Below are 12,160 nucleotides of genomic sequence, written 5' to 3' on the forward strand. Positions count from 1 at the left end.
AACAAAAAAGACCAAGCTCAAAATTAATTGATGCATGGTCATCATCTTTTACGCAGCAAATTGCTGTGTTATCGTTTATTTTTAATCACAACTTCTGTTACAGTTAGTAATTTTCTTGGTTTAATATTATCCATGATAATATCCGCGATATCATTAGGATCCATTAAGTTCTTTGTACGTTCCTCCGAAAATATCCCGTCCCAAAACTCTGTTCTCATGCCACCCATGTATACAGCACATACATTAATGGCTGTTTCGTTTAATTCCAATGCTAGGCTCTCTGTAAATCCTTTAACTCCAAATTTACTTGCACAATAAACAGATTCCGTTACTTTCCCTTCTTTACCAGCTGTGGAAACTATATTGACGATCGTTCCTTCATTACGTTCTTTCATACCTTTTAACACTTCTTGTGTACAAAAAATTGTTCCTTTTAGATTAATATCAATCATTTGATGCACTGAATCTTCACTCAAGTTTTCAGCATTATCAAAATACCCAACACCAGCATTATTAATGAGTAATTGAATTGATCCAAATTCATCTTGTATAGTTTGAATGATCTGAGCGACCATTTGTTTTGAAGAAACATCAACCTCATAAATAGAATAACCATTGCTTAAAGTTTTAGCCGTTTCCTCAAGCTTTGATTTCGTTCTACCAAGCAAACAAATGTAATAGCCTAAACCTGAATATTTTTTTGCCAGTGCAGCACCTAATCCACTGCCAGCGCCTGTTATAACAACGATATTTTTGCTCAAATTTATCATCCTCTCTCGCAGTTAATTATAACAGAATAGAAATTTCTATCAATAAACGAGCGTTGAATTGTATGAGTCCCCTTGCCCTAGAACTGGCATGGTAAATCTCATAAATAGGAGTTACTCCTGACATGCTAATAAAGACATATCATTACTTATGTATAGTTACTAAAATACATGGATCCAGAATAGGTTTGCTTTCATATGTTTTCTTTTTATTTATAGCAAATTGATTCATATGTCTAAAGCATTACAATAGAGTTTGAATATTATGATTATGTAATCTGCAGATTATAAAACTTTTATTTCGCAAGGAGGTGAATTTCAAATGCCTTTGACTACAGGTCCAGTTGAAAATACAGGGAATCAACCAGCAAATGCAAATAGCGTTCGTATTAAAATTCTTAATCTCACTGGAGGTACGCTCACTGGAACAATCAGAGTTTTCAGACTGAATGGCACAAGACAACTACTGTCAACAACTTCCTTTAGCGTAGGTGCAAATGCTTCTACTTTTTTCACTCGAGGTTTAGGACTCTCAGCACAATATGAAGTAGAAATTTCTCCAAATCAAACTGGCGGATTATTTAGTGTTTACGGGCTAACAGCTTCAGGTGTTATCATTACTGCCCAAAGATTTGTTAACTCAGAATTAACACAAATTCTTTAAGTGTTAGAACAGGATTTTTCATTTAAAGGTTAAAGTTAATTCAACACTTCCCTTTGTACCCACTCGAAATTTTTAAATATAATAGAAGAAAGTCACTTATTTTTATTTTTAAATGAGTGACTTCTTATTGTTCTAAGAAGATTTCTTTTCAACCTTGCTTGCTTATCTAAATATCCCGAATTGCTTGGATCATCTTTACGCTCAAGTCATTTCTTCTTTTTGTGAAAACCCCTCACTTGTACCCACTCAAAATTTATATATTAATAGAAGAAAGTCACTTATTTTTTAAATGAGTGACTTTTTATAGTTCTTATAAGGTTTCTTTTCAATCTTGCTTGCATATCTAAATATTCCTAATTACGTGGATCATCTTGACGCTCAAGTCATTACGTCTAATTTTTATTCATTTTTACGTATACAAGTTTCAAGTCATCTCGACTTCTTTCTATTAGTATTATTTTGTAATTTTTTGGGTATGCAATGCATATAATATTAATTAATATAAACGGCATACATTCATTGAATGAAGAATATAATTCTGGAGGGTGTTAAATGAATACAATTAAATCTTTAATTTTCCCCCAAGACTTGAATAGATTGACCAAAACTCTACTTAAAGAGGTTTGTAGTGATATGACTTTAGAAGCAACAGGTAATGTAAATGAACTAGCAAGTAGAGTATGGAACGCTTTTGAACGTATTGAAGGAGATGTTCTTACAACGATAAGCAATAATATTTTTACTGGGGCCGTTTCTTTAGTTTGGTATCGAACTACAAATCCAGCTGGTTTAACTGGGCTTAAACAAAGTATTATTAATAAAATGCCATTTAACCCTTTCGAAACAGTAATTACACCAAATTGCGAAAATGTTCCCATTGAACCTGCCATTATTGCTGCTACTGAAATCGATGGTTCACAAGCTTATTATTTAAGGTTTATTCATAGAACCGGGGTAAATGTAGATTACTTTTTAACTCATCGAAGAGAATACATTAAACATGAAATTACGACAGTTTATATTGATGAAGTTAAGGGAATAATTGAAGTACGAGCAAGTTCAGCAGTTGCAAAGAAAATTATTGCTGGATTAGCTAAAATTGTAGATGATGAATATGAATTCAAACAATATGATTTCTTACAGAAGTATGGCGGAACTCTTGAGCCTTTAGCTGATATTCTTCAAGGAAGGCTTATTGATGCTACAGGAAGACCAGCAGGATTAGTAAATACATTTGAAGAAACGCAAGGTAAATCTATTGTAAGAATACTTTCCGCAATTGATGAATACTATACTAATGGTGAATTATCAGCTCTTGAGCAAAACTTAAATAGCGAAGATATTACCAGTATTTTAGAAACAACACCTTTTACTTTGTTACTTTTAAGTGGTCTTGAAACAATTGGATTAGGTAGCATTAGAGAGTTAAGAGGCTTACCATTGTATAATTATTTAGAGCCTTATTTATCCAAACAAAAAGGATCAATACTATTTGAACATAGTGTTGGTGGTGTGGTACAAGAATATTCTATTCGAATTGGCGTAACTACAAAGACATTTAAGTTCAATGTATTTGCGTCTGAACATGTATTGGATTATATTAGAGAAAAATTGATTCTGCGAGGTAAAAGTTTTGAGCAATTTAAAACCATGGGAAATTTCTCAAAAAATAGATAATGCACTCGAAGCAATTGCTATAAGTAAAGTTGATAAATTTTACCATAGTTATATTGCAGAAATAACTGGCTTACCTCTTGGAGTAGTTATTGATAAATTATCTGAATTAGAAAAACAAGAAGCGCTCGTTATAGAATTAGAATTCCACTGTGAGGAATGTAGTAGAAGTATTTTAACCGCCAATAAACATGAATTGGAAAATATGGATTCACTTACTTGTAAGTATTGTGGGGCCGAAAATTGTTTTGATCCTTTAAACGCTATTCCAATCATCAAATTAAGTGAAGATTTCAAACAAAGTTTTTCTAAAAAAAAAATAATAACAAAAGGGCTAATGTCGGGTTAAGTAAAGAAAATAAACCTGAGAGTTTAAGAGAAATTATTGATATTTTAGCAAAAGAAAATTCTGGTCAATTATTAGATACAGTATCGAAACTCGGGCAAGTCACTATTATTTTAGGAGATGGTTATATGGGTGAATCTAGTAAATATGGTGGTTTAACTTTCGGAGAAAACAAAGGTAATATAACGATTGAGAACAACGGTACACTGAATCAAGGAATAGCTAGCCGATCTGATGATATTATTCTTGCGTTAAAACAACTTCACGAAGATATTCAATGCCTATCAGATGAACAACGAGAAATTGCAGAAGCGCATTTTGAACTCCTTCAAACTCATATAAACAATGGAGATAAAGAGAAAGCTAAAAAACCATTAGAGAAATTGACTGAAATACTTGGTGTAATTACCTCTCTTATAACTATTGCTTCTGCCTTAGGACTTGGAATTCCTTTAAAATAATAATTTATATGAGATTCAAAATTAAACTGCCCTTCAATTGTCGGACATAACTAACCCTAGGACACTAGGAGGTGCAATTTTTATGTGGAGAAATATAGTATATAACTATGGAATGATAAGCCTGACACACAGTCACGCTCAAGTATTTTGGACGCTTTCTCCACTTTACAATTGCCCTTTATTCTATAATTGTCATGTTATTAGATCCCTTTACATATATTAGTTTCGGGATAGCTTCTTTACATCGCCCCAAGCTGTAATCGCATTTTGCTATCCCACCACTTTTGTTAATTCCTTAGATCGGTAAGATTTTTGAAAAACAACTACCTATGGGGATTGAAGCTGGGACATAAGTATCCTTTCTCAGCAAAATAAAAAAGTCACATCAGAAAAGCGCGAGAAATCAACGTTAAAATTGATTTCTCGTGCTTTTTAAGGTTTTGACCAGTTACGTCCAATCCCCTTTCATTTAATCCTCATATTGTTTAGTAATAGAGGTATTAAAGTTCGCGTTATTGTGCTAATATTTACACAAATAAGAATATTAAAAGGAGACCTTTATGAATTCATATGAAACTAGAGTTAAAGAATTTTTAGACTCTAATAATGTAAAAGCTGAACACTTCGTATTTAATCAATCATGCCACTCCGTAAAAGAGGCTGCTGAAGCAGTTAATGGTTCGGAAGACGATTTTGTAAAAAATATTTGCATGATTGACTCAAATAATGAATTAATAGTTGCTATTGTAAAAGGAAACAATAGAGCTAGTACAACTCGTGTTGCCAAATCATTAAACATAGAAAAACCAAGACTTGCTAACGGAAATGAAATTATTGAACATACAGGTTTCCCCCCAGGTGGAGTTCCTTCGTTTGGTTTTCAAGCAAAGTTTTTAGTTGACCCCAAAGTAATAAATATGGATTACATATATACCGGTGGTGGTTCTGAGAACTCATTAGTTAAAATAAGTGTTCAAGACTTATTAAGAATCAATCAAGGTACTATCATTAAAGTAAGTAAATAGCAATGCAAAACAACCGTATAAAATGACGGTTGTTTTGCATTGTAAGAACAACATACTCTTCTCTACTGCACATTTTCTTTCTGTTGCCCAAGCGGCTCATCAGACGCCCCTAGGAAGCTCTGCTCTGTGCGAAAGCAAAGCGTCAGCACCAAAGCGTTAAGTCGGAACGGAAATTAACCACACGTTATGATGATGAGCCTAAAAGGCAGAAACATTTTCCAATTTTAATCGTTTATTACTTTGTAAAGGAGATATGAAAAAGTTCAGTTTACTTAATCTAGGAAGTCTTGTTCTTGGAATAATCGCTTGACTATTACCAATCGGAAATCTTTTGCATTCTAATATGCAAGTTCATAATAATGGGATAATAATTTGTATGTTGAGCTACAGTGCTTGTACGACATCGATAAGTTTCCAGTTATTTTATTATGACCAACTAGTGAAAATTGAGGATTGGACTGCTCTTATGGATACATCAGGAAGTACAGTTGTTGCTGTAACCATCCTGCTCATCGGTACGATTCTCTTAAATATTTTAACTATAATTGTACATCGTATTAAAAAAGAAACCTATATTCGTAAACGGAGTGAAAAAATGTACAGAAATAACCGTTCCTACTACATAGTTGCTATAACAAATATAATTATTGTTTGTTTAGCCCAAATTTTTTACCAGACACTACTTGAAGAATCAATAAATATTGCAATTTTTGAATTTTTGATTTTCCCTTTACTTTTTGTACTTATCAATTTTTTTCTTTGGTTTAGCCAATTCAAACTAGAATTTTATGAACACACATTATTTGCCTATCTAGCCTTCTTTGTTTACGTCATTGTATCTTCTATATTGAAATTAGTAATCATAGGACCTGCTCAAGAACTACCTCCAGGCGAAATCGTATTAGGGGCAGATTTGATAATGATTCTTGCCATCTCAATAATACAGTGTCTAATTTTACTGTTTTTAAATTTCATTTGTTATATAGGTTATCGAATCTTTGGAACTCAAAAAAAATAATAATTATTTCCAAATAAAGAATGATACGGGATCAGTAATTTTCCTTAATATAGAAAAGTAAATTACTGATAAACACCCTAATTCCTTTCTATCAGCAGCGAATAATTAATCATCAAGCTTTAACGATCTGTACTTCAATCCTGCGTATACTTATCTTATTCTAACTTATTACTCAATTTGTACTTCCACCATTTCCACTTCGCCATCTTTTGTTATTTTATCTGTCCCAGATTCTTTATTTGTTTTATTTCCCATTGCACATAATAAGCATTATTTTTTACCTCTACGAATACAAAATATTGTAACGGCAAATTTATTAATTAGTTCCATCAATATGTGTTACAATTTTCACGAAATTCATTATGAGGTGATATTATGGAGAGTAATAAATTAGTCTGCAAGGCTTGTGGTTACGACTCTTTTGCAACTGGTCAACTTGGTCATGGTAGTTTTACTACAGATAGTAATATTAGGCCTATAGGATCTTTAATTGCTTCTGGTTCCCCCCTCATTTTGTCATTTTGCAAAAATTGTGGGGAAGTAACTTCAATCAAAGTTGCTAAGCCCAAAAAATTCAAATAATCAGTTTATTATGGTCACTTTCAGCCGAGTGACCCTTTTCCCTCATACTTGTTCATTAGTTTTTATTTCCCTTTTTACTAAGATAACTTATACTTCATAGTAACGAAAGGGAAGATTTTCAATGAACAACAGTTTAATATCAAAATTAAAAGCCTTTGCAAAAAAATTAAAACAAAATTTATTTGTACTTTATCTGTCCTATAAAGATCCCAGAACACCCTGGTATGCTAAGCTTGTGGCAATGTTCGTAGTTGCATATGCTTTTAGCCCAATAGATTTAATTCCAGATTTCATTCCAGTTCTAGGATATCTAGATGATTTAATAATTGTACCTTTTGGAATTATCCTCGCTTTAAAATTAATTCCTCCACATGTAATTGAGGATAATAAAGAAGCTGCTGAGAGGTTGAAACTATCTGCAAAACCAAAGAATTGGTTTGTTGGAATACTTTTTATAATTATCTGGATTATCTTTGCTGCTTGGATTAGTAAAATTATTATTCAACATATTTAAAGAAATGTGCAGCAAAATTTTTCCTCCCTTGCTGCACATGTTCTTTCAAGTATTCACTAAGAGAGCCTCATTCAAAATGCATTTACTAAGGCTCTCTATTATAAACCTCACTTACATATGATACGGTTCACCGAAACTAACTAACCTGCTTAATTAGCTCAATAAGAAAAGCTGCCTTTGACTTCGGCAGCTTGATCTTAAACTCTTGCCTTCGATAGTAGAACAAAACGAGCCTAACCTTTTTGTTACTTCACCTAAATTTATCCTTATTTATCGTAAGTGTTTCTTGTAAGATTGAGCTTTGGCATATAAGTACCTCCACCTGCTACCGTTTCTTTTGTTTCAACATCATAAATTGCATATCTTCCTCTAAATTCTTTTTCTGTGTCTTTAAAGGAATAAAAGAAATAAACTTGCCTATCAGGGCTAACAGTCTGATGGTAGTTAATATCTATATCAGGGTAGGAGCGAAGAATATTTCCATCCAAAGTTATATAATTTAATCTTTCTACCTCTTTAAACAATAACTTTTTTCTAATACTTACAGATGCATCAGGCATTTCTTTAAAAAGAACCGTATCCAAATGGATTTGCTGTTCCTTTGACCGTTGCTTATATCTTTGATAAACCTCCTGATGTACAGGATACTTTAAGTCCCTTAATGCCTGGTAAAATTCATCTACAGTTTCATCAAAAACTTTTTCCTTATTTACAGGATATAAATATTCAATTTTATCTGAAGGTGTAGATTGTGAATAAACAGAATTTCCTATTAACATGGAAAGACTGCACGAAAATATAAACGTAGACAAACTAATTAAGAATGGATTTTTCATATAGGTTACTCCCTTTTTAAAAGTAACGTACCCTAAATGTTCTTTAACTATCCTCCCTCTATAAACATTGATGTATCAACGGTTTCCACCACTCAGTGATGAAGAAAAAATATTATATTTTTCCACTTGATTTATTAATCGTATTTTTAATTTATAGTTATAATTTACATTCTGAGTGTACGCTTCGCTAAAACTAATGGAAATCATTAGCTTTTTAATCCACTATGTGATGTACAATGGATCTCTGCGTTACTTATGACGACGTACCCTCCCCATCCAGTAGTGACCTATAGGCTCAATCCCTATTATTTCTTCAGTTCTCTTAGTTCCTTCATCGTTTGAAGAATCTTTTCATACAAGTTTTCGAAGCCTTCTTTCGATTGATGTACGGCAAAGGCTTTTTCTATTATTCACCCGCGTTCATCGACAAAGCATGCGTAATGAATACGCTTTGCAATATCTATACCGACAACGAGTGTATTTTCAGTAACTTGATTAAATTTATTATTCCATTTAAAATGCATAAAGGAGTCCTCCTTGTTTGATGATGGGTCAATGGTCGTTGACACTCATGCATCATACTAGAGAGCTCCTTTTCTTTTCAAGACCTTGAATATCCTTCAAACAGGACAGGAATGCTGCTCCGTTAGAATAATAAGAAAAAGAGCTACCTAAGCAGCTCAATGACCTTCAGTAAAGTATTCGATTAGTTCTTTAAGACTTATTCTAACCTTTTTGTTTTTGGTATTACTCTGACGGTATGAGATTCTCCAACCATTGTAAAAATACTTCCTCTGTATTTTCATTGACGTCTATCTGAATCCATCGTTTATCTTTTGGTATTCGACTGTACCAACTTAGTTCTTTAACGTTAAAATGTTGTTTTCCATTGTCACTGTATTCTTGTAAGAAAAGTATCTTTTTATCTTCATTATCTAAATAATAACAATAACCTTCATAATATACCCCTAGAACCCAAGCATATGGATGCTCGTGTTTTTCTTTACATAAGGACACATTTCCGTTTAAAGCTTTGAAGATGTTTAAGAATTTAGATAAATATTCTTTCTTCACTGGGATGACAGGACAAGCGTAAATAGGCTCTCTATATGTGAGACCAGTATACTGTTCCTCTATCCTTACATCACAATATCTATCTTCTTGAAAGCCTTCCCTGTTCATATCCCTTAAATAGTATTGACCATACTTATTTAGGATTTTCAAAATATGTTTAGATGGAGGTAATACATCACCGTATAAAATCATTACTTTTGTCACCATAAATTCATGATCATTCTCGTTTCTGTCCAATATTTACTTTTAATCACTATAAGAAATCTAATCATTAAATGCTGAATTTGATAATATCATACGAACAAATTAGTAAGCTAACCTGCTTCGTCGTAAAGATAATTCAATTTCTTTCATGGGAGTTGAATTAACGATTGGGATTACGGTCAATAAACTCATCGATTTCATCCGATAACATAAAAACAAGGTGAAAATAATCTTTTTCTGTCATTGGACCTTCAACTCTCCACTTTTGCATTTCTTTATAGTGGAAATCATAAAAATAACCCACCAAATCATGTCTCGATACTCCCTGTTTCTTTGCCATATCCGAAATAGAAAGTCCCTTTTTCCAATATTTTTTATATTGATCAAGACTTATTCCCAAAAATTTAGATATTGCATCATAATCGTATTTGACATGGTAAACTATAGTTCCTTCGACACTTTTCCCTTGTTCTTGTTCATTTTTTTCCGCATGGACTACTAATGAATAAAATAAAGCTAAGGTAAAGAAAAGAAGTAATCCTTTAAAAATAGACTTCAATATCGAACCTCCTTTTTCTTTATTGTGTGAGGTTTTTGATATGTTATGTCCATCGTTTAAAAAACTTAAATATGCAATAGTAAACAAGCCTGCGCAGTTAGTTGACCCTATTAACTACCTAAAATGATGGATATCTCTAACTTATTATTAACCTAAATCGTCCGATAGCTTATATTGAATAAAAATGAAATATTTGGTTGAGATAAATTAATCTTTTACGAACAAAATAAACATAAAAAAGGAGATGCAAAAATGAAAAAAATTATTATAGTTCCTTATTTTTTTCACTACTATTACCCAATATCCAAGAAGCAGTCCTTTGGTGTATCTATAAGAAATAAAAATTATAAATTTGGAAATAATAGGAACAAGTTTTATGTTTTTAGTAACCCTCGAAGTCACTCCAGTTTTAGGTGCACATAACTCAGTAGGAAGAGATCAACTAACGTTTTCTATAAATCCAAATGAAATCAAGCTTAAAGATTTTAAACACATGGAAAATTTTGGACTTCCACCGCATTTACAAAATATCATAAAGAAAAAGTAAATGATTAATGATTAGAATTTTTGGATTCACTTCCCATTTTTTGGGTTTTTCATTCCTAACCTTCAAGTAATTTAGCCAATATCTTCAATTATTCTGCCTGTTAGTTCAACAATGAATTATAATGATCTTTTACAAAAATCCCTATATTCCGTAATACTTTTTATAAAAATTCAGGACTTCTTCTACATTATAATCCTCAAAATCTTCTTTACATTTCCGTAAATAGCTTAATTCTTCCTTTGCCTCTAAAGTATTCATTTTTTTGAGAAAACCCATTGTCTTTTCCAATCCTGCACCACATAATAGTTGAACATCAACATAGCCATGTGTATCAAAGTCCTTTTCCTTTGCTCTCCAAATTAACAGCGTATCGTCAACACATCCTAAAGCAAATAATTGAATACATAGTGTTTTTAAGTATTCATTATCTTCAGATGATTCATTCTCTATTTCTTCTTTTAATAAATTTCTGATTCTATCAACAAAATCTATCTTAGGTACTAAACCAAAATTTTTTAAAAGTTCTTCAGTTTTATCCATAAATCACAGTTCCCCCTGTTTTCCATTTGATGAACTAAATTCTCCTAATTCATTGTACTCCTTCTTGAACTAACCTTCCCGTTAGCCATACATGAAGCGCAATTGTAGTCACTCCTATCAAATTTGTTACAGAATTTAAAAAACAATATCGTTGAAGTAAATTTTCTTACGTTACCTTGTTTTGGTCTTGACATTCCACCTTTTAACATAGGCTGCTAATATTTTTGAGAACCTCAACCCTGAGCTGTAGCGTGTGACGACGCTACGGCTTTTTATTTTATAATCTTATCCATTCAACTTTAAAAGAATCTAGCTCACCATCTTCATCTCAAACAGTGTTCCGCGTAACCAATTTGATCAACAATTTTGCCATCTTCGTCATTAAAGCTGGTGGTCTCGTATAAAAGCAGCTTTAAGTGGAACTTCAGCAGAAGCACCTGTTAAAAAGTTAAAACTAACAAATAGTATTAATAATAATACCCTAATTGCCATTAATCACATCTCCATTTAATAGGATGTCTTGACGAATGACAAATATTCGACCAGTGAGCCTAACAATATCTGGCACCAATCAGTGACAAATAAATCATTTTGTCCACGAGTGTTTACGTCACGTGGTTCTATAATAAATAGTCGTTACTTTCCACCGCTTCCATATTGAACAACCTCCATCGTTAGCTCAAAAGCGATTGCTCTTATTGCAATCGCGCCCGTTTGTTGAATTAGGAAATTCCTCTTAAGGTTACAGAGTAGGTCTGTCCTTTTGCGTTAATCCTCGTCAATGATGTAAGAAAAAGAAACGTTATTCCAAAGCCAATCTCGGAAAAAAGACTCTTATTTCTTCCATCCTACCGCTATATCATTAGAGGGGAATTCAATAACCAATTTAATTTGAGGTGAATAAATATATCTGCCCCAATTTCTAACTTCTTCAATTCTGTGTATAATTCTAATCAGTTTTGTTTTAATAACATGTTGATAGTTAAGGTCAATAATATAGCATATTTCATTATTTACATTATGATTTTTAATGACTAGTTCTGCTAATGCACCTTCATAGTCAACTAAGTTAGAAAATATAGTTTTATAAAACATCAGTGTCCATTCAATTCCACTTCTGTAAAATGGAAATTCTTTGAATAATTCATCAGTAATTTTTTTTGAATCCTCTTTTGATAATATTTCTACTTTCTCTTCAGAACCAGTATTCGGAAATAACTCTTTAACTTCCTCTAAAACAGTTTCGTATTCTCTTTTTTCCTGTTCTTTAATTCCTTTTTGTTTTTGCTTGTCTAGCAACTCTTTTAAACGTTCCTTTTTATCCTTCACCATATTCACCTAACTATTTT

Annotated in this window: 15 protein-coding genes and 1 pseudogene; 9 read left to right on the forward strand and 7 right to left on the reverse strand. The window is 32.2% G+C overall.

Annotated features, from left to right (window positions below; translation table 11 throughout):
- Positions 1 to 68 precede the first annotated feature (68 nt).
- On the reverse strand, positions 69 to 770 hold the full coding sequence (locus BFJ97_RS09440) for an SDR family oxidoreductase (RefSeq protein ID WP_068984389.1): 702 nt from the start codon (positions 768 to 770) through the stop codon (positions 69 to 71).
- 319 nt (positions 771 to 1,089) lie between these two features.
- On the opposite strand from BFJ97_RS09440, the gene BFJ97_RS09445 reads away from it, so the two are divergent.
- The 8 genes from BFJ97_RS09445 (at position 1,090) to BFJ97_RS09480 (ending at position 7,051) form a co-directional block, all read left to right on the forward strand.
- Complete coding sequence (locus tag BFJ97_RS09445) at positions 1,090 to 1,431, forward strand: ATPase (RefSeq protein ID WP_068984390.1); 342 nt, start codon at positions 1,090 to 1,092, stop codon at positions 1,429 to 1,431.
- A 552-nt stretch (positions 1,432 to 1,983) separates the two neighbouring features.
- Entirely contained in the window at positions 1,984 to 3,108 is a 1,125-nt protein-coding gene (locus BFJ97_RS09450) for a hypothetical protein (protein ID WP_068984391.1), read from the forward strand.
- A complete protein-coding gene (locus BFJ97_RS09455; protein WP_068984392.1) occupies positions 3,065 to 3,454 on the forward strand; it encodes a hypothetical protein in 390 nt (129 codons plus the stop codon). Before BFJ97_RS09450 ends, BFJ97_RS09455 begins: the two co-directional genes overlap by 44 nt.
- A gap of 125 nt (positions 3,455 to 3,579) precedes the next feature.
- On the forward strand, positions 3,580 to 3,912 hold the full coding sequence (locus BFJ97_RS09460) for a hypothetical protein (RefSeq protein ID WP_068984393.1): 333 nt from the start codon (positions 3,580 to 3,582) through the stop codon (positions 3,910 to 3,912).
- A gap of 560 nt (positions 3,913 to 4,472) precedes the next feature.
- Positions 4,473 to 4,937 (forward strand): aminoacyl-tRNA deacylase, encoded by a 465-nt coding sequence (locus BFJ97_RS09465; protein WP_068984394.1) that lies wholly within the window; start codon positions 4,473 to 4,475, stop codon positions 4,935 to 4,937.
- Between the two features lie 466 nt (positions 4,938 to 5,403).
- Positions 5,404 to 5,955 carry a hypothetical protein gene (locus BFJ97_RS25100; protein WP_254660145.1) on the forward strand — a complete coding sequence of 184 codons (552 nt, stop codon included), beginning with the start codon at positions 5,404 to 5,406 and terminating at the stop codon, positions 5,953 to 5,955.
- Between the two features lie 375 nt (positions 5,956 to 6,330).
- Positions 6,331 to 6,537, forward strand: coding sequence for a hypothetical protein (locus tag BFJ97_RS09475; RefSeq protein WP_068984396.1), 207 nt, complete (start codon positions 6,331 to 6,333; stop codon positions 6,535 to 6,537).
- A gap of 121 nt (positions 6,538 to 6,658) precedes the next feature.
- Entirely contained in the window at positions 6,659 to 7,051 is a 393-nt protein-coding gene (locus tag BFJ97_RS09480) for a YkvA family protein (RefSeq protein WP_068984397.1), read from the forward strand.
- 266 nt (positions 7,052 to 7,317) lie between these two features.
- Here the strand turns inward: BFJ97_RS09480 and BFJ97_RS09485 are convergent, their stop codons facing one another.
- The 4 genes and pseudogenes from BFJ97_RS09485 to BFJ97_RS24650 form a co-directional block, all read right to left on the reverse strand.
- Entirely contained in the window at positions 7,318 to 7,887 is a 570-nt protein-coding gene (locus BFJ97_RS09485) for a hypothetical protein (RefSeq protein ID WP_068984398.1), read from the reverse strand.
- Positions 7,888 to 8,160: 273 nt separating this feature from the next.
- A pseudogene (locus BFJ97_RS25800) lies at positions 8,161 to 8,411 on the reverse strand (IS110 family transposase); the annotation flags it as partial.
- Between the two features lie 223 nt (positions 8,412 to 8,634).
- On the reverse strand, positions 8,635 to 9,168 hold the full coding sequence (locus tag BFJ97_RS09490) for a hypothetical protein (protein ID WP_175401724.1): 534 nt from the start codon (positions 9,166 to 9,168) through the stop codon (positions 8,635 to 8,637).
- 157 nt (positions 9,169 to 9,325) lie between these two features.
- Complete coding sequence (locus BFJ97_RS24650) at positions 9,326 to 9,724, reverse strand: hypothetical protein (protein ID WP_068984400.1); 399 nt, start codon at positions 9,722 to 9,724, stop codon at positions 9,326 to 9,328.
- 346 nt (positions 9,725 to 10,070) lie between these two features.
- Between BFJ97_RS24650 and BFJ97_RS23570 the strand changes: the two genes are divergently transcribed.
- On the forward strand, positions 10,071 to 10,271 hold the full coding sequence (locus tag BFJ97_RS23570) for a DUF3888 domain-containing protein (protein WP_368072741.1): 201 nt from the start codon (positions 10,071 to 10,073) through the stop codon (positions 10,269 to 10,271).
- 141 nt (positions 10,272 to 10,412) lie between these two features.
- On the opposite strand, the gene BFJ97_RS09500 is transcribed toward BFJ97_RS23570, so the two are convergent.
- Positions 10,413 to 10,811 (reverse strand): hypothetical protein, encoded by a 399-nt coding sequence (locus BFJ97_RS09500; protein WP_068984401.1) that lies wholly within the window; start codon positions 10,809 to 10,811, stop codon positions 10,413 to 10,415.
- Between the two features lie 834 nt (positions 10,812 to 11,645).
- Entirely contained in the window at positions 11,646 to 12,140 is a 495-nt protein-coding gene (locus BFJ97_RS09505) for a CDI toxin immunity protein (protein WP_068984402.1), read from the reverse strand.
- Positions 12,141 to 12,160: the final 20 nt, after the last annotated feature.

Origin of the sequence: Lysinibacillus xylanilyticus, from assembly GCF_001708185.1 — a bacterium.
GTDB classification, from domain to species: Bacteria; Bacillota; Bacilli; order Bacillales_A; family Planococcaceae; genus Lysinibacillus; species Lysinibacillus xylanilyticus_A.